General features: G+C 41.4%; 20 protein-coding genes. 4 read left to right on the top strand and 16 right to left on the bottom strand.

The features are described 5' to 3' along the window. Positions 1–29 precede the first annotated feature (29 nt). Positions 30–2,129, bottom strand: coding sequence for a heavy metal translocating P-type ATPase (locus BWD42_RS06395; protein ID WP_077434238.1), 2,100 nt, complete (start codon positions 2,127–2,129; stop codon positions 30–32). 177 nt (positions 2,130–2,306) lie between these two features. Between BWD42_RS06395 and BWD42_RS06390 the strand changes: the two genes are divergently transcribed. After that, positions 2,307–3,155, top strand: a complete 849-nt coding sequence (locus BWD42_RS06390) for a mechanosensitive ion channel family protein (RefSeq protein WP_077435848.1) — start codon at positions 2,307–2,309, stop codon at positions 3,153–3,155. On the opposite strand, the gene coaA is transcribed toward BWD42_RS06390, so the two are convergent. From coaA to lysS, 6 genes are all read right to left on the bottom strand, one after another. Then, complete coding sequence (gene coaA / locus BWD42_RS06385) at positions 3,152–4,111, bottom strand: type I pantothenate kinase (protein WP_077434236.1); 960 nt, start codon at positions 4,109–4,111, stop codon at positions 3,152–3,154. The two genes, BWD42_RS06390 and coaA, sit on opposite strands and share 4 nt — an antisense overlap. A 193-nt stretch (positions 4,112–4,304) precedes the next feature. After that, a complete protein-coding gene (locus BWD42_RS06380; RefSeq protein WP_077434234.1) occupies positions 4,305–4,706 on the bottom strand; it encodes an OsmC family protein in 402 nt (133 codons plus the stop codon). Positions 4,707–4,753: 47 nt separating this feature from the next. After that, a complete protein-coding gene (locus tag BWD42_RS06375; protein WP_077434232.1) occupies positions 4,754–5,134 on the bottom strand; it encodes a methylglyoxal synthase in 381 nt (126 codons plus the stop codon). A 172-nt stretch (positions 5,135–5,306) separates the two neighbouring features. After that, positions 5,307–6,539 carry a nucleoside recognition domain-containing protein gene (locus BWD42_RS06370; RefSeq protein WP_077434230.1) on the bottom strand — a complete coding sequence of 411 codons (1,233 nt, stop codon included), beginning with the start codon at positions 6,537–6,539 and terminating at the stop codon, positions 5,307–5,309. A 31-nt stretch (positions 6,540–6,570) separates the two neighbouring features. Continuing rightward, entirely contained in the window at positions 6,571–7,626 is a 1,056-nt protein-coding gene (locus BWD42_RS06365; protein WP_077434228.1) for a patatin-like phospholipase family protein, read from the bottom strand. A gap of 402 nt (positions 7,627–8,028) precedes the next feature. Continuing rightward, positions 8,029–9,747: a lysine--tRNA ligase gene (gene lysS, locus BWD42_RS06360; RefSeq protein WP_077434226.1), complete on the bottom strand. Its 1,719-nt coding sequence runs from the start codon at positions 9,745–9,747 to the stop codon at positions 8,029–8,031. A 224-nt stretch (positions 9,748–9,971) separates the two neighbouring features. On the opposite strand from lysS, the gene BWD42_RS06355 reads away from it, so the two are divergent. Together BWD42_RS06355 and BWD42_RS06350 are read left to right on the top strand one after the other, a co-directional pair. Beyond that, positions 9,972–10,577, top strand: a complete 606-nt coding sequence (locus BWD42_RS06355; protein ID WP_077434224.1) for an RNA polymerase sigma factor — start codon at positions 9,972–9,974, stop codon at positions 10,575–10,577. Positions 10,578–10,591: 14 nt separating this feature from the next. Then, positions 10,592–11,974: a hypothetical protein gene (locus tag BWD42_RS06350; RefSeq protein ID WP_077434222.1), complete on the top strand. Its 1,383-nt coding sequence runs from the start codon at positions 10,592–10,594 to the stop codon at positions 11,972–11,974. 131 nt (positions 11,975–12,105) lie between these two features. Here BWD42_RS06350 and BWD42_RS06345 read toward each other — a convergent pair whose 3' ends face one another. The 9 genes from BWD42_RS06345 to BWD42_RS06305 form a co-directional block, all read right to left on the bottom strand. Further along, positions 12,106–12,717: an HAD family hydrolase gene (locus tag BWD42_RS06345; protein WP_077434220.1), complete on the bottom strand. Its 612-nt coding sequence runs from the start codon at positions 12,715–12,717 to the stop codon at positions 12,106–12,108. Between the two features lie 137 nt (positions 12,718–12,854). After that, positions 12,855–16,025: an efflux RND transporter permease subunit gene (locus BWD42_RS06340; RefSeq protein WP_077434218.1), complete on the bottom strand. Its 3,171-nt coding sequence runs from the start codon at positions 16,023–16,025 to the stop codon at positions 12,855–12,857. A gap of 38 nt (positions 16,026–16,063) precedes the next feature. Continuing rightward, positions 16,064–17,221, bottom strand: a complete 1,158-nt coding sequence (locus tag BWD42_RS06335) for an efflux RND transporter periplasmic adaptor subunit (RefSeq protein WP_077434216.1) — start codon at positions 17,219–17,221, stop codon at positions 16,064–16,066. Positions 17,222–17,249: 28 nt separating this feature from the next. After that, the gene (locus BWD42_RS06330; protein ID WP_077434214.1) at positions 17,250–18,575 is read right to left on the bottom strand and encodes a TolC family protein; all 1,326 of its coding nucleotides are present in this window, start codon (positions 18,573–18,575) and stop codon (positions 17,250–17,252) included. Between the two features lie 8 nt (positions 18,576–18,583). Then, positions 18,584–19,186, bottom strand: a complete 603-nt coding sequence (locus BWD42_RS06325) for a TetR/AcrR family transcriptional regulator (protein ID WP_077434212.1) — start codon at positions 19,184–19,186, stop codon at positions 18,584–18,586. Positions 19,187–19,404: 218 nt separating this feature from the next. Beyond that, positions 19,405–19,824: a c-type cytochrome gene (locus tag BWD42_RS06320; RefSeq protein ID WP_077434210.1), complete on the bottom strand. Its 420-nt coding sequence runs from the start codon at positions 19,822–19,824 to the stop codon at positions 19,405–19,407. A gap of 1 nt (position 19,825) precedes the next feature. Further along, on the bottom strand, positions 19,826–20,473 hold the full coding sequence (locus tag BWD42_RS06315) for an SCO family protein (RefSeq protein ID WP_077434208.1): 648 nt from the start codon (positions 20,471–20,473) through the stop codon (positions 19,826–19,828). A 79-nt stretch (positions 20,474–20,552) separates the two neighbouring features. After that, entirely contained in the window at positions 20,553–20,969 is a 417-nt protein-coding gene (locus tag BWD42_RS06310) for a hypothetical protein (RefSeq protein ID WP_077434206.1), read from the bottom strand. 39 nt (positions 20,970–21,008) lie between these two features. Continuing rightward, on the bottom strand, positions 21,009–21,506 hold the full coding sequence (locus tag BWD42_RS06305; RefSeq protein WP_077434204.1) for a PaaI family thioesterase: 498 nt from the start codon (positions 21,504–21,506) through the stop codon (positions 21,009–21,011). A 92-nt stretch (positions 21,507–21,598) separates the two neighbouring features. Here BWD42_RS06305 and BWD42_RS06300 point away from each other — a divergent pair, with 92 nt between their 5' ends. Next, entirely contained in the window at positions 21,599–22,834 is a 1,236-nt protein-coding gene (locus BWD42_RS06300) for an MFS transporter (protein WP_077434202.1), read from the top strand. Positions 22,835–23,007 lie beyond the last annotated feature (173 nt).

Raw genomic sequence — 23,007 nt, 5'->3', positions numbered from 1 at the left:
ATTGTCTTGGTACTTACGCCGTATTGTTTTTATTTCAGTTTTTTAAAGCGCAGGCGGATCGAGTTGCCGATGACAATGAGGTCGGAGAAGGCCATGCTTAAAGCGGCAAGCATAGGTCCCAAGAAGCCTACTGCGGCTAATGGGATTGCGATAATATTATACGCGAATGCCCAAAAGAGATTTTGTTTAATGGTCAGCAGCGTGTGATGTCCCACTTGAAGGAGCTTTTCAATTGATTTCAGATCATTGTTCAATAGAATGACTTTTGCGGACTGAATGGCGACATGGGTTGAATCACCTAGAGAAATGCCAACATCAGCCGCCGTAAGGGCAGGAGCATCGTTGATGCCGTCACCCACCATAGCTGTCGGAGCCGTCTTTTTCAGGTCGGAGAGAATCGCTAGTTTTTCGCTGGGCGATTTTTCCCAGTACACATCCGCTATACCTAGTTTCTGTGCCGTACGTTCGCATTTGCTTTGTCGGTCACCGCTTAATAGAATTGGTCTGATACCTTTATCTTTTAAATATTGAACTAGCTCCTTTGCATAGGGCTTGATCTGGTCTTCTAGAACGATACCCGCAATGACGACTTCATTGATGGTCAATGTCAGATCGTATCGGTTGGAATAATCTTTTTTACCAATCTTAGCATTACAAATTGAATAGCTGTTGCCATTGGTATCCGTAGCAAATATTCCCTGTCCCTTTATTTCATTGACATCTTTGAAAATAATGCGGTATGACTTTATTTCCTTGAGCTGCCTGCGGATGGATTGGGCAATCGGGTGACTGGAATAACTTTCCAGTTGCGCGATAATAGACTCTACCTGGGATTGCTCAATACCAAAGGTCTGAATAGCCTTAATATTAAAATCACCGGTTGTCAGCGTTCCGGTTTTGTCAAAGACCATTTGTTTGAGCTCGGACAACTCTTCGATTGTACTCCCGCCTTTGATAAGGATACCTTGCTTGGCAGCCCGGCCAAGTCCCACCATCACTGCTGTTGGAGTAGCCAGACCCATCGCACAAGGACAGGATACAACAAGCGTTGCAATAGCATTCATCAAGGCCTGTTGCAAGGGCAGCTGGGCAATAAAATAAGCAATAAAAAAAGTGAAAAAGGCGATAGTAACAACAATAGGAACAAAATAAGCTGCTACTTTATCACCAAATTTCTGAATGGGTGGTTTTTTGTGTTGTGCATCTTTGATCAACTGAATGATCTGATAAAAAACACTTTTAGATCCCACTTTGGTCGCTGTGATTCTGATATTGCCAGCAGTCAGCAGTGTGCCGCCAATAACAGCTTCATATTTTGTTTTTTCGATGGGCAAACTCTCGCCCGTGATCATTGATTCGTCGATCCAGCCGTGTCCATCGAGGATGTCGCCGTCCGCCGGAATCAGGCTGCCCGTATTTACTTTCAGGATATCTCCGGATTTGACCTCTTTAGCGGTGATTTCAATCTCCTGATCGTCTACGATTTTAATCGCCTTAATGTCTTGATATTTAACCAGATCCTTGATCGCAGATGTGGTTTTGGTAACAGCACGTCTTTCGAGCACATTCCCCATAAAAACCAGGGTAATGATGGTCGCACAGGTCTCGTAAAATTGATAATCATGTCCAAGTTTATAATATGTACCAATAGCACTATAAACAAATGCCGCAGTGGATCCCACAAAGATGAGCACATCCATATTGGGCATTTTATTCCATAGCGAGCGTAGGGCACTATGGCCAAAATAAAGACAGCCAATAAGATAGACCGGCGTGCAGAAAGCCAGTTGTATATAGGGATCATGCAACAGCGGGTGGCTCACAACCATATGACTCCACAATGGAATGGTAAAGAGCAGACAGATCAGGAATTTAAATTCGACTGACTTCCAGAAGCTGACTTTGCTGTCTTTGTCCTTGACCACTCTATAACCCAAAGATTCTATTCCTTTAACGAGCTGTGGAACCTGATCCGGGGGAATATCGGAGAATTTCACTTCATCTGAAGCAAAATCAACGTAGATCTCCTTAGCTCCATTGTCTTCCAGGTATTTATGGATTGAAATAGCACAATTTGTACAATGCATTCCGGTTACGTTGAGTTCAGTTTGCACGTTGGATTCCTTCATTTAATAGCATGTAATGTCTTTAAGCAAAGATAGGTATTTCCTGATAATGCTTTTTACCTAAACCAAAATTGTTTAGTTATGCAACATTTTAGTCACTCCATAGGGCAAAAAAAATCTTTGGCCCCCGTGGATAAAACGATAAATTTGTTTTTATTTGCACATCATCAATGTTTAAAAATGACGAAAGCGATTTCTATTTCCTTTATTGCCCGGATTATCCTGCTGATTGCGTTGACCGCTTCATTTGTGCAATTCGAGGCTTTTTATAAGCAGCGGGAGGTCATTCGGAATATGGCCTACGGACTGAACACGTTTCTGACAGCCAGTGTACTGATTTCGATCGGTCATTTTATCCTGGTTAAGCTTTACAATAGCAGAAATGAACACCAGATTGTCCGCGGCAACTTTGTGCTGGGAATTACGCGTGTAGCAACCGTGGGAAATGTATTTTTTATTATTGTCAGTGTGATGATTGCTGTCGGGATCAACCCGAAGGATTTTATAACCAGCATGACTATTGTGGCGATGGCGATTGCTGTTATTTTTAGAGAGTATATTACCAATATGATATCGGGACTGATTATTATGTTTTCGGATCAGTTTTCTGTAGGCGATCGCATTAAAATTGGAGAATATCAGGGCAAAATCGTCGATATTACATTGGCCAATCTGGTTGTCAGGGACGAGGATGATGATGCAGTAATGATTCCGAATAACCTGGTGTTTACCGCGACGTTGGTCAACAAGACCTCACAGAAGTCCAATAAAATTGTCGTAAAATTCGAACTGCCGGTTGACCATGCGGTCGCTGTGGAGGAGCTGGAGGAGTATTTTAAACCTTTATTTCAGGATAATCCAAATCTGGACCATGGGCAGGGATTTTTAGTGAAGATAGCCGACCTCGGCAAAGACTATGTAAAATATAAAGTTGAAGTCAGTACCATATCGTCAAGCAACCGGATTCATCAGCAGGTGCAGAGCAAAATTCTCAATGAAGTGCTACAGTTTAGGGGAAGTGTCAATTAAATTTTTCTGACCTTCACATTCTTAACAAAATGGTGACTCCCTTTTTCGAGGATGAGGTCAGCCCGATAACGCGTGGGTAATATATTCTTGATCAGGTTGGGTTTGTTGATCTCGTTCCAGATGTTCACAGCCATGGCATGACTTTCTTCGGGTGACATATCTGCATATTTATGAAAAAATGAAGCCGGATTCTGGAAGGCTGTTGCACGTAGGGATTCAAACCGATTGGTGTACCATTCGATAAGATTTTTCTCACTAGCGTGTACATAGATGGAGTAGTCGAAGAAATCCGAAACGAAGACACTATGTCCCTTGCGGGGGCGTTGTGAGTTAACCTGCAATACGTTGATACCTTCTACAATGAGGATGTCCGGTTGTTCAATGATCTGCTGTTGGTCGTCAGGCAGGACATCATACACCAGGTGGCTATAGACCGGAACAGTGATCTTAGGTGCTCCAGACTTAACCGCGGAGAGGAAGTGTATCAATCGTTTTGCGTCGTAGCTCTCCGGAAAACCTTTGCGGTTGAGAATACCCCTTTCGATCAATTGTTGGTTGGGGTAGAGGAAGCCATCTGTTGTGACCAGGTCAACTTTTGGTTTGGATGGTAACATACTCAGTACACGTTGCAATACTCTCGCCGTTGTACTTTTTCCTACCGCTACAGATCCTGCGATGCCAATGATATAGGGTAATTTGCTCTCTTCTTTACTAAAAAAACGATTTGTTCGCTGATGCAGGCTCTGGAAACGGTCAATGTGAATTTCTAGCAGATGGCTCAAAGGAACGTAAACCTCTTCGATCTCCTGATTGGTCAATGGCTCATTGAGTGCATGTAGATTTTCAAGATCTTCAGAGCTGAAATTGTGCAATATCTTTCCATTTAGATTTTTCCAGTCTTCCCGTTTAATTGATCTAAAAGGAGAGTCTATTGCTATTTGTGGATCCAATTGCATCGCTTTGCTATTTTTATTGAACGTGTATGTATTCTTGATTCCTGCCTATTCTTTCATCCCTGAGTCCTTTCTGCTCTATTTAAAAGTCGATAAGAACCTTCGGTATCCTTTTGCCACAATAGCATGGATGCTGATATGAAGATTTTTTGTGCGGACAAATATAAATAGTGTTGTCCGTTATCCCAAGAAACAATTACAAATGATTTGAAGTTATTACAATGGGATCAGTCAAGATTTTATGCACGGGACACTTTTCAGCAATCTTAAATAGTCTCTTTTTTTGTTCGTCATCTAAATCACCTTTAAAGCTGATGTGGCATTGTATGTAGGTAGTCTGTTGTTGCTCGCTGGTCTGAATTTCGTGTGAAAGACGGATTATAACTTCCTCCAGAGGCCAATTTTTTCGGTCAGCGTACATTTTTACCGTAATCGCTTTGCATGTCCCTAAGGAAGAAAGTAAAAGCGGAGTTGGGTTTATACCCTGGTCTTGGCCTCCCAGATCCTCGGGTTCATCGGCAATAATCTGGTGCTTACCATATTTTACAGTTGTGGTATAAGGTGTTTCACCTATGGTGACAATAACTTCATTTTCCATCGCTTGAATAAAATAGTTTTTCTTGAGCTTGAATAAAATAGTTTTCTTTAGTCGATGAGGTCTTCCAATAAGCCTTCAATAATTAGGCTCCCGGTAGCCGGATTGGTTGCCAAAGGAACATTATAGAGATCACATACCCGCATTAACATCTGTATATCGGGTTCGTGTGCATGCTTGCCGAGTGGGTCGCGAAAAAAGATAATACCATCGACTTTACCTTCAGCGGCCAATGCAGCAATCTGTGCGTCGCCGCCCATAGGCCCGCTTAACTTTAACTCCACAGGTAAACCTGTTTGTCGTACATAAGAACCGGTTGTTCCTGTTGCGATAATATTAGCATGTTCCAACAGGTTTTGGTGGTCTTTGACGAAAGCAACCATTTCGGGTTTTTTACCATCGTGGGCGATCAATGCGATTGTTTTTTTCATCCGTATCTAATATTTGTTTGTACTTTTTTTCGATGTATTTGTTTTCAAAGACTTTAATCTCTTGTTCAACGAATGATAGGCAGTTGATCCTCATTTTGGCTCGTTAAAGAGCTGTTATTTTCATCCGTTTTATTGCTTACCATTGTTTGTGATCGAATGCTGATGATCGACCCTATTTGAAAAAGATATAAGAGATAATAATAGCCGCTACAACGCCTGCCAATTCAGCTAAAATTGCACAAGGTAGCGCATGTCTCGTCCGTTTTATACCTACAGCTCCAAAATAGACCGCGAGTACATAAAATGTTGTTTCGGTGGAACCTTGGATAACACAGGCAACCCGGGCGGCAAAGTCCATCGGACCTTTGGCATTCATGAGGTCAACCATTAGTCCCCGGGCCCCCGAACCACTTAATGGTTTCATAAATGCAACCGGAAGTGCGTCAACAAAAGATGTATCCAAACCGCATAGGGCTATACCTTTGGATATTCCAGCCACCATATAATCCATCGTCCCTGAAGCTCTAAAGACTGCAATGCCGACCAGCATAGCCACCAGATAGGGGATAATTTTGACTGAAACCTCAAAACCTTCTTTAGCCCCCTCAATAAAGGAATCATAGACGTTCACTTTGCGGAACAGGGCTAAACCTATAAATGAGGTGAACAGGCTAAATAGGATTACATTACCAAATACTTTACTAAAAACTTCAATTTCAGTCTGCTGTAGACCTGAGAAATAATACAACAGCCCTCCAATAAATACGCACATGGCGCCTAAATAGCCTAAAACAACCCGGTTGAACAGGTTTATTTTCTGGTAAATAGCTACTAAAATCAGTGCGACCAAAGTAGAGAAGAAGGTCGCAATCAAGATCGGCAGAAAGACATCCGAAGGATCCGGCGCTCCGGCCTCCTTGCGGTAAGCCATAATAGAGATCGGCAGTAAGGTCAGACTCGAGGCGTTGAGCACAATAAACATAATCTGTGCATTGGTTGCTGTGTCCTTATTGGGATTCAGCTCCTGGAGTTCCTTCATGGCCTTAAGGCCCAGTGGGGTGGCGGCATTATCCAAACCAAGTGCATTCGCGGAGAAATTCATCAGGATAGAGCCCAGGGCGGGGTGGTTTTTCGGAATTTCGGGAAATAATTTATGGAAGAAAGGTCCTACAAGTTTTGCAAAGATATTGATCATGCCGCCCTTTTCACCAATTTTCATTATTCCTAAAGCGAAACTCATCATACCGATCAGTCCCAGGGAGATTTCCGCCCCGTTTTTAGCACTGTCAAAGATAGAGTTAACAATTTTTTGGAAGATTTCAGTGTCTCCGAAAAAGATTAGTTTTACCAGGGCTACGGCAAATGTGATCAAAAAAAATGCAACCCAAACGTAGTTTAATGCCATAATAGATTTAAATATGCGTAAAAGTAACCTTTTAGAACTTATCCATCAACTTGCTCCATGGATTTTTCTTCTTATTCTGGTTCTTTTCTTTAATGAGGTGCTCAATGATATAATCCAAAGTGTCTTCATGTTCACTGATCAGCTTGTCGGACAGGGATATGAGCTTCTGGATATTATTTGGTGAGGCAGCATCCAGGGAGGCATTGATACTGGACAGGTTTGCCGGTTCCATACGGACATAATTCTGTTCCTTGCCATTGTTCCGGAATAATTGTTTGATAAAAAATTCGGTGCTCTCGGAGGATGCGCTTGTCATGATATCGACGAGGGCAGGGCCGATCTGGATTGCAAGTTTTTTCTTGAAATGCTCGTAGTTGTATGCGGTCTTTGATACTCCGGTACCCAAAGAGACCATAAATACATCATTTATCTGTGTACTGTTGAATGCTTTTAACACTTCTAGAAGACCACAGATCGAAGGATTCTGCGCAAATACACCACCATCAATGAGTGGATATCGGGTGTTTGATATCGAATATATTTCGGCAACGGGAAAAAAGGTCGGAGCTGCTGAGGTGGCCTTACAGACATCTTTCAGATAGAAATCGCGTGCCTCACCGTGCGTGATGGCCTTTTGCTGTCTGAAAAAATGATTTTTGCGTAATTCAATATTATAAGCCGTTATGATACATGGTTTGATCAGATGGCTCAAGCGTGCATTTTGAAAATATTTGTCCAGAATATTTGATAAAGCTACTGAAGAATACAATTCACTGACCAGACCAAATCCACCCAGAAAACGCCGCCATTTGGAGGTGTGGAAGATCTCTGTTCCGTGATTGACAAATAGGTTTAGAGCGTCGCGCGCTGAAAACTTCGGATGTGTGGGGTTTCCTTCTTCGGGGTAGAGCAAGATGCTTGTCAGAATACCGCCACTGCTCGTGCCGGCAATAAAGTCAAAATAGGAAGCGATCCGTGCATTGGGATCCATTGTCTTTTTTTGTAATTTCTCCTCCAGAGCCACCAGTATCATAGCTGGAATAATTCCCCGAATACCACCTCCGTCAAGGGCAAGTATGCTCTTCATACGCTAAAGCTATTTTAATTCAAGATACGTAAATATAGAAAATGTTCTCAATTTAGCACATCCATTTGTAGGCTGGGTTTTTGTAATAAAATCATCATACTATCGAAAGCACGAACTGATATGCATGCCAGCAGTAAGTTCTTTCTGGTCATCCTATTAAACGGCGATAACAATTTATTTTTAACCGTCGATGTTGTGTTCTGTACTATTTGGATATGCTGTTTTGAACGGGATAGATATTATAAACTTGTGGGCTATGGAGAGCTGAAGATCTGCGTAAGTGGTTTAAGGACCTGGAAGTGAATTGATAGAAAAGGCGTTGATCAAAAAAGGAGTAGGGGCTGCGGGCAAAAAAAAGCGTGTCCGATCTATTTCGGACACGCTCCTGATGGTTATATTCAATTAGTTAAACCAAGCAAGTACTTCCTCTTTACTTGGCATTGCTATTTCTAGTTTCAATTTTTTACGCATACCACCCAGGTCATTAAAAACTTTATTTGGGTTAGCGTCTTTCAATGCTTCAATGGTTGTAAAGCCCATTTTTTGCAATGCTGGTACCCAGGCTGCCGGAATACCTTGTTCTTCATAATCTTTGACATCAGCAACTTTTGCCACTTTCTCTGGACGCATCTGTGGGAAGAACAATACTTCCTGAATAGAGGCATTATTTGTCAGGAACATAATCAGACGGTCCATACCTATTCCCAAGCCAGAAGTAGGCGGCATACCATATTCCAATGAACGCAAGAAATCCTGGTCAATGAACATGGCTTCGTCATCACCCTTTTCTGATAGTTTCAGCTGCTCTTCAAAACGTTCGCGTTGATCAATTGGGTCATTTAATTCAGAATACGCGTTAGCGATCTCTTTTCCACAGACCATTAACTCGAAACGTTCCGTTAAATCTGGATTGTCCCGATGTTTCTTTGTCAACGGGGACATTTCTTTTGGATAGTCCGTAATAAATGTGGGTTGAATATAGTTTCCCTCACATTTAGCACCGAAAATTTCATCAATCAGCTTACCTTTACCCATTGTCTCGTTGACATCGATTCCCATACCTTTTGCTGCAATGCGAATTTCTTCTTCAGATTTACCTGTAATATCAAATCCCGTGAATTCTTTAATGGAATCGGTCATTGAGATGCGCTTATATGGTGCCCTGAAATCAATCTTATGTTCACCGAATGTGGCTTCAGTAGTACCGTTTACAGCGAGCGCACAATGTTCCAACAGGCGTTCCGTGAAATCCATCATCCAGTTATAATCTTTGTAAGCGACATAGATTTCCATCGCCGTAAACTCTGGATTATGCGTACGGTCCATTCCTTCGTTACGGAAGTTTTTGGAAAATTCGTACACCCCATCAAAACCACCTACGATCAGTCTTTTTAAATAAAGCTCGTTCGCAATACGAAGGTATAAGGGAATATCCAGCGCATTGTGATGCGTGATAAATGGACGTGCTGCAGCACCTCCTGGGATCGATTGCAAGACTGGTGTTTCTACTTCCATATAACCGGCGTCATTAAAGAATTGACGCATGGCATTAAAAAGTTTGGTGCGTTTTACAAATATATCTTTGTTGGCCGGGTTCACGATCAGATCTACATACCGCATTCTGTAACGTTGCTCGGGATCCGTAAAAGCATCGAATGTTTTGCCATCAGCGGATTTAACCACAGGAAGCGGACGCAAGGATTTGGACAATACGGTAAGTTCCTCAACGTGTACTGCGATCGCTTCGGTCTGCGTGGTAAACACATATCCTTTGACACCTACGATATCACCGATATCCAATAGTTTTTTGAAAACAACATTGTAGAGATCTTTATTTTCATCAGGACATACGTCATCACGCTTGATATAGGCCTGGATACGTCCGGTAGCGTCTTGAATTTCAAAAAAAGAGGCACTTCCCATGACACGACGGCTCATGATACGTCCGGCAATGGTGATGTTCTTATAATTCAATTTATCTCTATCGTAGTTATCTAAAATATCGGCGGCGTGTGCGTTGACGACAAATTCATTTGCTGGAAAAGGCTCGATTCCCATATCCAACAACGATTGCATCGCCTGTCTTCTAAGTTGTTCCTGTTCGGATAATACAGTACTCATTCGGTCTGAATAATATTTAAAATGTGAAAATCATGCAAAAATAGCCATTTTTTTCTATTCTTTTTATTGATTTTTTTGAAAACCCTGTAGCGAAATACAAACAGGAACCGTTAGGAGAATAAAAATAGTTAAATAGTGATATTAAGCGGGGACATTCGACTATTTGATTTTAAGTTTTATAATTTTATTTTCGTTATTTGAAGCTTAATATTTAAATAGTTTAAGTGGGAATTATTCAGTCATATTTTTATAACAAGAAGCTATCATCTTTACATGATGCCCTGGAACGTTGCTTGCGAAATCGTGAGGACGGAAAGGCTTTCGTCTATAAAAAATATTATGGCTATCTCATGGCAATCATTATCCGTTATGTAAAACAAGATGTGGATGCGGAGGAGCTTGTGAATGAGAGCTTTGTCCGGATTTTTCGAAAATTGGAATCCTTCAATATGGATATCGATGCGGAGAACCTCGAAAAATCATTTAGGGCCTGGATCGGTCGAATCGCTGCCAATATCTCTATTGATTTTTTGAGGGGTAAAAAACAATTGTATTCTGTTGAGGATATGGCGGAAGGGGATATGCATACGCCGTCGGTTCAATTGGAAAGCCGGTTAGAGGTGAATGAAATCCTGAGCCTGTTGGATCAGCTTCCGGAAATTCAAAAAACTATTTTTAATCTCTATGAAATAGAAGGGTATTCACATGATGAAATTGCCCAGATGCTAAATATACCGGATAGTACTTCGCGTACTTATCTAACGAGGGCAAAACAAAAACTGAGAAAATTATACCTGGACTATACAGGTGTCGTTCAGGAAATAAGATAAATATTGTTGTTACAATGGAAGGCAATAAGAAAAAAGAATTGATAGAAGAAATCATTGGGCAATTAAAAGACCATGAGCTACCATATCGGGAAGGCTCCTGGGAAAAGTTTGCATCAAAGCATGGGGTAGCAGCGCCGCCTTCTTCCGCCTGGAAATATTGGAGTGCGGCAGCCGCTGTACTTTTATGTTTTGGTGTGGGCTATTGGGGTTTGAAAAATAATTCTTCGGTAGCTCCGTCTTCTGCAATTTTAACACAAAATGATAAAAATAGTGAGGTTCTCGCCGATAATAAAGATTTAAAAGAATCTATTCAACGCTCATTGTCTGCTGTCACTGGAGAGCAGGGGCTAAGTGCACAAGAGCTATTGCGGGATAGACCATTCACTTATTCGAAAGTGGAAAGCCAACCTGCCGATAACGAGCGAGAACAACAGTTTGTCTTATTTGGTGGAAAGGCAGTGCGTGGAAATAAGATCAATGTATCAAATAGTTTCGCCGCTTTGAATGGTCAGACCATGCAATTGCGAAATAGCACATTATCCGCACAGATCAATCTGGATGATCCTATAGCTACTGCTTCGGCTGATATCATGGCTGGGACTCAGGTTGCCACACCAACACATTCAAATGTGACATCAGCGAACTCAAATACTACGGTTTCTTCTACACAGACCCAGCGTGAAGCTGCACGTCTTGCCGCGCTATATGCTGGACAACAGGGAAATCGGAAGGGGAGTGTGATGGTGAAATCCAATGATGACCTTGATAGAAAATGGGAAATGGGCGCATTTGTGTCTCCGGCTTCCACTTCTGAAAGTATCACGCTTGGCGGGGGAGTTGCCCTGGCCTATAATGTTTCAAGTAAGATCAGTATTCGATCAGGGGCTTCCATCCAACATTATGGTGCTGTTTCGGGAAATACACCTATTACACCGGCCATGGCTTCCAATTCTTTTGAAATGAACGCACCAAGTTATCTTTCGCAACCCAGTGGTTTGAGCAATGCTTTTGCGAAGGGTTTAGCCGATGCAAAGGAAGCCAAAAGCAATGAACGTGTCTCGGGTAAAATCCTAACGGTGGATATCCCTGTTGATGTACGTTATGCGATCAATAAGAATTTTTATACTTCTGTTGGGGTTTCTTATGTTGGTGTATTGGATCAGGAACGTGCAACCATTTATGAAACCAATAATACGGAGTATAAGCAAAAATCCACGGAGAAAAATGTGGATGATAAAGGTGTGAATGGTTTTGTGAATTTTTCGGTCGGACGAAAACAGAAAGTTGGGAAGCTTTCCATCTCTGTGGAACCCTATTATAAAATTCCGGTCGGTGGCTTAAGATCGTCGGACCTGAATTATAGTAACGGCGGGGTGAAAATTATCACCAGCTTCTAACAAAAAATTATCCCAGATAGTAGGAATGGAGCCTTTCTGCTGCTACGGCCGAAAAAGGAGGGCACATCAATATAAAAAGCCCACGAATTTTCTATTCGTGGGCTTTTTATATTGTTCGTTGTTTAACTTGTTTATAGTTCATCTACACGCACCCAGCCCATTCCAGCAGCCTTAGCACCCTCAACTCCGGGAATCCCGTCTTCGTAGACCAGGCATTTTTCGGGCGCAATCTTTAACTGTGAAGCAGCCAGTAGGAATGGTTGTGGTGAGGGCTTTCCTTCCGGCGTATCACCGGCACAAACCAGTGTTTCCAGGTCATCCCATACACCAATTGTATTTAGGGTCATCGACAAGGTAGTTCTTGTACCACCTGATACAGCGGCAATATGTTTTTTACCTTTTTGATATTTTAAATGTTCGACAACATAGTCTACAGGTTTTGTTTTAAAGACATATTCATCCCGAAATATGGTAGACTTTAGTGTGGAGAACTCCTGATAGTCAAAGTCTACTTCATAGCGTTTACTGATTTCCTCGGCTACAGCAACTGTCGGCCAACCGGCTGTTTCATCGATAAGATTAACATCCAGCTCAACGCCATAATGTTTGGCCGCGGCTTTATAGGCTTGTTTATGGGCATCCATGTTGTCGGCCAATGTACCATCGACATCAAATAATAAGGCGTCATAGGGCTCGGCAAGAAGGTTTAACTGTTCAAATTTACGTTGTGATTCAGGTGACATATCTATTTAATAGTGTGTGGTAAAATTAAAAATTATAATTGGAAGCACAAAAAGCAAGACGCCTTTCCTTCGTCAGAAGGAAAGGCGTCGTATGAAATACAAGATGCTTTTAGCATCTACAACAATTGCTTATTAGCTTAATGCGCACTTAAGTTCTTCGCTTTTTCTTCATCAAAATTAGCTTCCAATTCAGCCAATTTTTTCTTACCGTAAGCCATTCGTGTGATCACAACGAATAGAACCGGAACGATAAAGATTGCCAAAAGAGTTGCTGCAGTCATACCACCGAATACCGTCCAGCCGATTGTCTGGCGGGAGATCGCACCGGCCCCGTGTGACAACATCAGCGGAATAATACCGAGGATGAAGGCAAAAGAGGTCATAATAATCGGCCGTAAACGCAATTTTACAGCATCTAACGTAGCCTCATAAAGATTCATCCCGATATCTACCCGCTCTTTGGCGAATTCCACAATCAGGATCGCATTCTTGGCCGCAAGACCAATGATGGTGACCAAACCGATTTGTGCATAGATATTATTATCTAGAGACGGTATCAACGTTAAGGTCAGGATCGCTCCAAATACCCCTAAAGGAACGGATAGGAGGATCGAGAATGGTACCGACCAACTTTCGTACAATGCTGCCAACAGTAAGAACACAAACAGGATACACAAGGCAAAGATCTGAACAGTCTTTGACCCGGACTGCATTTCTTGCAATGAAAGACCGGAAAACTGATAGTCAAATCCTTCAGGCAATGTTTGTGCAGCAACTTCTTGCAAGGCTTTCAATGCATCTCCGGAAGAATAACCCGGGGCAGAACTACCATTGATCTCGACACTTCTAAAGATATTGTAGTGGTTGATGATTGAAGGCATAGTCATCAATTCATACTTGACCAGGGTACCCATAGGTACAGGGTTTCCTGAAACATTGTTGACATACAGTTTGTTGATGTCTTCAATATTCATGCGGTATGGAATATCAGCTTGTGTCACGACGCGGTAACTACGACCATATTTCGTAAAATCATTCACATAGCTACTACCCAAATAGGATGATATTGTCGAATAAATACTTGAGATAGGCACGCCCATACGTTTTGCCTGTTCACGGTTTACTTCCAATTTGTAGTTTGGAGAGTTGGTGTTAAACAGGGTATAAGCCATTCCAATTTCTGGACGTTGATTGGCAGCCATCAAGAATTTGCCGACTGTCGCTTCGAAATCTTTGATATTTACAGTCTGTAAATCCTGTACCTGCAACGAGAAACCTCCAGATGTACCTAGACCTGGGATTGCCGGTGGCGTTACCGCCAATACTCTTGCTTTGGTATAGCCCTGGTATTTGCCCATAATCATACCAGCGATATCGTTTGCTGTGCGTGTACGGGTTTCCCAAGGTTTAAGAGAAACGAACACTGTTGCGCCATTGGATTTAAATGCGCGGTTCAGGATATTGATACCTGAAATTGCGGTAACATACTTGATTTCGGGAAACGTCTTATGTAGATCGGCCTCAATCTCTTTAAGAACTTCATTTGTACGCGCAGAGGAAGAACCCTCTGGTAAAGTTATCCCTGCAAAAAATGCACCACCATCTTCAGAAGGAATAAATCCTGTTGGTTTGGTTGTAAACATCCAGCCTGTTCCGATAAAAATACATAACAGAATGATCAATACAAGTGGTGCTTTTTTGATGGCCTGTTTTACACCATTCGAGTATCTGATGGTCACCTTTTCAAACCAAATATTAAATTTGTAGAAAAATTTATTCAAACCTTTAGCGCCTTCATGTACTGCTGTCGGCTTTAATAAAATCGAACATAATGCCGGGGTTAACGAAAGTGCGATAAATGCAGACAACATAACCGACACCGCAATGGTGATTGCAAACTGTTGATACAATTTACCGACCATCCCAGGGATAAAACCAACGGGAACAAATACCGCAGCCAAGATTAATGCAATTGCAATAACCGGAGCGGTGATATCGCCCATGGCACGACGTGTTGCTTCTTTCGCATCCAGTTTATAATGGTCGATATAGTGCTGGACAGCTTCCACCACAACGATGGCATCATCCACCACAATACCAATGGCCAATACAAAGGCAAGCATGGTCAGGTTGTTGACCGAAAAACCAAACATCAGGAAGAAGATGAAGGTACCGATGATGGATACGGGGATAGCCAGTACAGGGATTAATGTTGCCCGCCAGCTTTGAAGGAAGAAAAATACCACCACTGTTACTAATATCAATGCTTCAACCAAGGTGTGGATAACCGAAGAAATAGAGGCATTTACAACCGACACCGTCTCGTAACTGATCGTATAATCTACATCGGTTGGAAAAGATTTCTTTAATTTTTCCAAAGCATCGACAATACCTTTTGCAGATTCTACGGCATTTCCGCCCGGGGTCTGATTGATCATCATTGCAGACGATGTCATGCCATTTACGGTAGACGATGTACCATAATTGAATTGACCCAATTCAACACGAGCAACATCCTTTAAAAGTACGATAGATCCATCTCTGTTAGTTTTTACAACGATGTTTTCAAAGTCCTCGGGATTAGAAAGGTCACTATCGGTAATGACGGGATATTCAAATACCGTAGAGGACTCTTGTGGACGTCCACCAACGCTACCGCCAGGTATGCGGGAGTTTTGTTCCGCAATTGCTGTGGATACATCGGCAGGTGTCATGCTCAGATTGGCTAATTTGTTTGCATCTAGCCATACACGCATGGAGAAGGGTTGCCCAAAAGCGGTTACATCACCGACGCCTTTAACACGTAACAATGCATCTTTAACGTATAAGTTGTTGTAATTTGCCAAGAAATTTTCACTTCTTGTTCCTTTTGGTGAAGTTAAAGCAACCAACATCAAGATATCGTTATTGGCTTTACGGGTTGTAATTCCTAAACGTCTTACCGCTTCAGGAAGGGCTGGTTCCGCAATTCCTACGCGGTTTTGTACGTCTAAGGTTGCTATATCGATATCCGTTCCTACTTCAAATGTCACAGTAATTGTTGCTTGACCATTTGAAGTACTATTGGACGACATATAAATCATGCCTGGTGTACCATTGATCTGACTCTCAATAAGAGTCGTCACGGTTTGTTCAACCGTCTGTGCATCTGCTCCTGTATAGTTTGCTGTAACTGTAACAGTTGGCGGTGCAATAGAAGGATACTGGCTAATTGGCAACGTAGATACTGCAATGATCCCGATAATTGAAATCAATATCGAAATAACAATTGCGGTAACTGGCCTCTTAATAAATACTTCTGAAATCATGCTATATCTTTTAGATTCTCTTTAAAAAATTAATGGTGTTATTTTCCTTGAGGCGCGCCTTTCGCAGCCTGTTGGGCGGCGGTGGCAGCGTCGACGACTTTAACACCATTCTGGACATTCATGGCACCATCAACAATGATTTTTTCACCGTCTTTGACGCCCTCTTTAATAACGATTTTATCGCCGGCTTTAATGCCTAATTTTACCTGACGGATTTCAGCTTTGCTGCTATCGTTAACGGCATATAAATTGAATACACCCAATTGCTCGAAGACGGCTTTATAAGGAACAACGATTTCCTCTGTTGGTGAAGTTGTCGAGACATTCATGGTGATATTCATACCCGCTCTTAACGCATTGGCGTTATTCGGGAACGTAGCCCGTACTTTAATTGTCCCTGTCGCTGGGTCAACCGCACGGTCAATGGTCGTTATGCTTCCTTTGCCTTCATAGGTAGTACCATCCGGTAATAGGAGCGAAAGGTCCGACGAAGAACGATTGCTTTGCATTTGAACAAATTTGCTGATATCTTTTTCGTTGACCTGAAACTCAATGGCGATCGGGCTCGTCGAAGATAGGGTGTTCAATAGGGTAGATCCTGGATTGACCAAGGCACCTAGACGTACTTGTGATATACCGACAGTTCCAGAGAATGGTGCGCGAATTGTGGAACGGGACAAATTGGTATTTGCTGTCACCAATGCCGCGCGTGCAGACTCTACCTGCGCCTGTGAAGCAGCTACAGCGGATACCGCATTGTCATACACCTGCTTTGCGATCGCGTCCTTGTCAGCCAATACTTGATAACGGGCCAAATCTCTTTTTTGACGGTCGAGGTCAGTCTGTGCAATTTGTAAGCTTGCTTTGGCCTGTTGTACTGCTGCATTATAACGTGTTCCATCAATTTCGTATAAGGCTTGACCTTTAGAGACCACAGCACCGTCTGAAACATATATTTTGGTAATATAACCGCTTACTTCTGCAAATAGGTCTGCTTCGTTCAACGGTTTGACTGTTGAAGGGTAACTAATTGTTCCCGTTACAATCTCATGTGATGCTGTGCCAAAGGTAACGGGTACAACCTTCTCAGCCTGAGCCTGTGCTGCACCTTGCTTTTTTGCATCTTTATTTCCACAAGAGGTCCATACTAAAGCCGTCCCAAGGAAGAAAGCGAATAATAATTGTCTTTTATTCATGATTTGTATTAGTTTCCGTTTGAATTGATTAATTAGTTTGGATCGCCCCAACTGCTTTTTGAACGTCCAGTTTACTTGACAAGAGCGCATAGAGGGCGTTCAGATAATTGAACTGTGTTATTTTCAGATCGTTTTCTGCCGTCATTAAATCCAGGTATTTTGTAATTCCTTCATCGTATTGCAATTTGATCGTTTCATACACCTCTTTGGATAATTCCACATTCTCTTTTGCCGTTTTCCAATCGTTTAAATTGGCATTATAAGCTGCTTTTGCCAAGGAATATTCGGTATTGATCATATTTTCCAAATTCTTGATATCCCAGTCAATCCGCTCTTCCAGTAATCTCGATTTACTGACTTGTTTTTTTCGTTTAAATCCGTCGAAAATAGAAAAAGAAAGATTTAGTCCTGCAACAGATCCAGGGAAATTGTCGCTATAGAGTTTACTGAATTTATCATTCCGATAATTGAATGCATAGTTATAGAAGGCACTTACACTGGGTAAATAGGTCCATTTAAAGTATTGCGTATTCAATTGCTGAATCTTTTTGGATGTTTCCAATTGTTGGAATTCGATCCGATTGGAAACACTTACTGCAGCTGTGGTATCCAATAGAATTTCAGACTCCATATTGCTGTTACCGAAAGACAGTGTTAGATTTTGGCCTTTATCTAAGGCTAGCAATTGTTTTAGATATTCATACTTATATTTTCGCAATTCAACAGTGCGTTTTTCGTCGGCGTTGGAATTGGCCAAAGCGATCTGTGCCCTTTTATAATCCGTTTTGTCTACTATTCCGACCTCATACTGTGATTTTGCGTCTTTCAGTTGTTTTTGGAGCCTGGCAATGTTTTCCCGAACAATTTTTATCTGCTCTTCTGAGGTGAGGATATCATAATATGCTTTACTGACCTCTACAACTGCATCGATTTTTTTGCTTTCGGTATTTTGTTTGTTACCCAGTCTAATCAATGACGCAGCCTTTCTTGCCTGTATTAATTCAGGATTCAACAGTTGCTGGTCAGCTTGTAGTGTCAATGCACTGGCATTATTCTGCCCCATTTTGATATTGTTTCCACCGATATTGACCACAGGGACAATCACATTATAGTTGTAGCTTCCTTTCAAACCTAATTGGGGATACCAACCTGAAAGGGAGATGTCGATATCCTTTTCGCCGATGGCCTCATCCAATTGCGCTTGTTTTACAGAGATTTGATTACGTAAGGCGTAATCAATCAGCTGCTGAAGTGTTGCATTTGCCGGCAAGTTTTCAGATTGCTGTTGTGCAAATCCTGTATTACTCAAAAGCGACAGGGCCGCCAAGGAATAAACGATTTTATTAAACTTCATATATGTAATTAATTATTTTTTTCTCTATTAATAGCTCCATCCCAAATAATTCCGGTCAAATCCTCAATATTCTGTTCAGAAAATTGGAGACCTTTGAATTTGATACTATGAACTGTTGCTAAGGCTACGCCGATATAACTTGCTACTAAAAGATGAACATCGACCTGCTTTAGAATTTTTTGGTCAATGCCTGCTTGTAAAAAGTCCAATACTTTATTTTGTCCACCGACAGGCTCTTGTATTTCAGCTTTATTCTTTTCATGATATGGGGAAGAAAAAAACTGTTCAAAAAAACTGAAGATCGTTTCGTTCTCCAGATAAAACTTGACGAAGTTGCGCCAGACATGAACAAAAGAAGCCCTGTAGTCCAAGTCCTCTGCCATGCCATTAAAAACAAAATCGTTCAATAGAGAGCGGCAGTGTTTGAATAGGGCAAAGATCAGCTCATCTTTAGAAGGAAAATAGTGGTAGATAGTTCCTATTGCTACATCGGATTCCTGCGCAATTTTACTCATTGGTGTCCCGTGGAAACCGTTGGTGTGTATCAGTTTAAGTGTGGCAGCAAAGACAGCTGCAATTTTTTCATTTGTGTGCATCAATCGAACGTTCATTCGGTTGCAAAATTAGTGATTAATTTGAAGTTAAACTGTCAAATTATTGTTATAAATCAATAAATACCAAACTTATTGGAGAATAATAGAATAAGGAAAAAAGATATAAATTGTTTTGGCTTTGGAAGATTATTTTTTTGTTGGCCGAATTTCGCCTGTGTTCCCCGCAATGGAGGACAAAAAAATAAAGGAACTTGATAGAAGTTCCTTTCGTATTTTTATTGACAGTTTTTTAGTTGCTTTTCCACCTCATTTAGGGGAAATATTTCTTTGCCTTTGTTGATCTTCGTACTGATATAGGTCAGTACATAAGCAATATCAACTGCCGAAAGATTTGAAGCCGGCATGGTATTATTGAATTTCTTGCCTGCAACTTCGAGTTCTCCTGTTGTTCCATATTTAACAATACAGGCAAGATTTTGCTGATTGTCTTTCAAAAACTTGGTGTCCGTGAGTGGAGGGTAGAGGTTTCCTAATCCTTCTCCTTTTTCGCCATGACAATTCTGACAATGTGTTATATATACTTTTTGACCATTTACGGTATATTGTGCTGTCCGAATATCAATTTCGTTTTGACAGCCGATCAAAGCCAATAATAGGCAGCCAATAATAAAACAGGTCGTTAAGAGGGTACGCATATTAGTTTTTAGCTTCGTTCAGTAGCTTTGGTAGGTCCGCCATTAGTTTTTTTACCTGCTCATCATTCGTACCATCATAAGCGCCACGGATGCGTTTGTCCTTGTCAATCAAGACAAGGTAACCTTGGTGATCATAACCTCCGGGGGCATTCTTATCTTCGGCCGTATACACAAGATATTGGTTGGCAATACCGTATATATCGGCTTTTGTACCTGAAACAAACTGCCAATGATCATTGCTTACGCCCAGCTTATTTGCATAATCTTTCAATACGTAGGGCTGATCATATTTAAAATCTATGCTATGGGACAAAAAGCGAACAGCATCGTTGTCCTTATATTGGGTATAGATTTTGAGTAAATTACGGTTCATTGTTGGGCAAATGCTCGGACAATGCGTAAAAAAGAAATTTGCAATATATACTTTTCCTTCGAAATTCTTTTCCGAGATCATTACACTATCCTGATTCAAAAACTTAAATGCCGGTATGGTGTGATAAACAGTATCTATCACTTGTTTTCCATCCACTGTTTTTTCAACGGCTTCCCGTTCGCCATAAATTGGTAAATCCGACTGACTTGTGTTTTTACAAGAAAATAAACCAAGCAATACGCCCGTTGCACAACAAAATTTGATTATAGATTTCATCTGTTTCTATTCTTTCATTATGAATTTGCCTTTCGGCCTTTCTGTCCTGCTTTTTGGCAGTTAAGTGTAGCAAAGTTGCCTAGAAATTCTTTAATTTATCTTGGCTTTCTTTGGAAACAGCATCAAATATTTTCTTCATATCCGATACTTTTTGCAGTTCAGCTTCAAAATACTTAATATCGGTGCTGTCGGGTTTGTATTCTTTCATCCAGTCCATCATATGGTCTGTCGCACTTTCCAGATTGGCTTTTAAAATACCAAGTTCTTTTTTTGTAGCTATGGTGTCCAGGTCCGCCTTAGCCGCTTTAAGTGATTTTAGATTATTTAAGATAGAGTCTATTTTAACAGCATCGCGGTCAAAATGAGCGATCTGGGGCATGATTTCATCATGGATTTTGATTGTTGAATCTTGTAAAACTTTTACATTGTTTGTGCCAGTGGTTCCACATGCCGCTATTGCCAAGGATGCGATAGCCATGAAAGCGATTTTGTTCATGTTTCTATTTTTTGGTAATTGGACAAAGATATCAATTTCTTATTGCTCAACCTTTCGATTTCTATCCGGGAATGTAAAATTCAGGTCACGAATGTAGGTTTCGCAATGCACTACAGCACATAGTTCGTCATTTTTATCTTTTATTTCCAGACTCAGGTTTTTGACAATTTTACCTTTCGTACGGATATTCTGGGTACATTCAGCCAACAACTCGTCTGAAAGCTGAACGGCATAGCCCAAACTGGTCTTTCCCGGTTTCTTAAAATCAATCCGGGATGATTTGAGCCAGGCAACAGTCTTTTTAAAACCTGCTTTTTGAAGGTATTGATCAATCAGTATTGGAAATATGGGATCAGCGGCAGCGAAGATTGTACCGCCAAACAAGGTTTTGTTGGTATTGATATTGAATGGGGTTTTGTAAATTTTTACCTCAGCTCCTTTGAAGCCTGGGCTGATCTTTTTGACCCAGATTCCCTGAAATAGAAAAGGTGGGTAAAAGCGCAATAGCCATGTTAATGCACGCGGACTGTATCTCATGATACAAAAATAGAACAATGTGCGGGATTATTTTCCGAAATCTTGGTTTTATTCATTCACTGTGGTATTTTTATGGCATCAAAAAACCTAAAATGTCAACATTAAAAGATAAGCAGACCGAAAACAAAAAAATATGGTTATTGGTGACAATAGCTTCACTGGGATATTTTGTCGATATCTACGACCTTATTATTTTCTCTATTGTCCGTATTCAATCCTTTACAGATATTGGTGTACCGGTAGAGCAGATGCGGGTAAAAGGTGAGTTTGTCCTGAACATGCAAATGGGAGGCTTATTGCTGGGAGGAATTATCTGGGGGATTATCGGTGATAAATACGGGCGCTTAAAAGTCCTGTTCGGTTCTATTCTTCTTTATTCTTTGGCGAATATTGCCAATGGCTTTGTGCAGGATGTGTGGCAATATGGGATTATCCGTTTTATAGCCGGCATCGGATTGGCTGGCGAATTGGGCGCGGGGATCACTTTGGTTTCAGAAAGTATGCATAAATCAAAGCGCGGCTACGGCACGATGTTGGTTGCTAGTGTAGGGGTATTGGGGGCTATTCTTGCCTATTTCGTTTCTGAGGAATTCAATTGGCGTACAGCCTATTTTGTCGGTGGTGGAATGGGCTTATTGTTGTTGCTTTTACGTGTCGGTTCCTTTGAATCGGGTCTTTTTAAAGAGCAGGATAAAAAGGATGTCCCAAAAGGTGATTTTAGGATGCTTTTTACTAATAAAGGTCGATTGAAACGTTATATTAATTGCCTCTGTATTGGTTTGCCAATCTGGTTTGTTGTTGGGGTATTGGTGACACAGGCCCCGGAAATCGGGAAAGCGTTGGGTGCGTCCGAAACCCTAAGTGCCGGGAAAGGGGTGATGTTTGCTTATATCGGAATTTCCATTGGGGATGTGCTGGCGGGTGTCTTTGCACAGCTATTAAAATCTCGGAAAAAGGTAGTTTTTATCTGTCAGCTGATTATTATCGGTAGTTCACTATGGTATCTTTTGAGTACTGGAATTACGGCCGACAGGTTTTTAATTTTAGCTTTTATTATGGGATTAGGAGTAGGGTATTGGGCTACATTTGTGACAATTTCAGCGGAACAGTTTGGTACCAATCTTCGGGCAACTGTGGCTACAACAGCACCTAATTTTGTCCGGGGCGCCCTAATACCGTCCACCATGGTTTATGGGCTTTTAGTCGATTCTTTTGGTATCGTCACGGCGGCAATTACGATGGTCTTGTTGCTTTCTGGTATTGCGATGTATTCTTTGTCGCAGCTCGAAGAAAGCTTTGACAGGGATCTGAATTATCTCGAAGAGTAAAGCGAGATGGTCGACAGAAACTATTTTTTTCGTCCGGGGCACTTTTTGCAACGTTTCCCTTCTTTGTATTTTTTACAGCATTTTTTGAAACAAACGCAGGAAAAATCAGAAAATGGGTTCATCGCGGCACTTCTGAATTGAAATGGGCTTGCTTTGCCCTCGCTCTCACACTG

The organism is Sphingobacterium sp. CZ-UAM, from assembly GCF_002000245.1.
In the GTDB taxonomy this organism is placed as follows: domain Bacteria; phylum Bacteroidota; class Bacteroidia; order Sphingobacteriales; family Sphingobacteriaceae; genus Sphingobacterium.
Note: the sequence above shows the minus strand (reverse complement) of the source record. Positions and strands in the feature narration are given on the sequence as shown.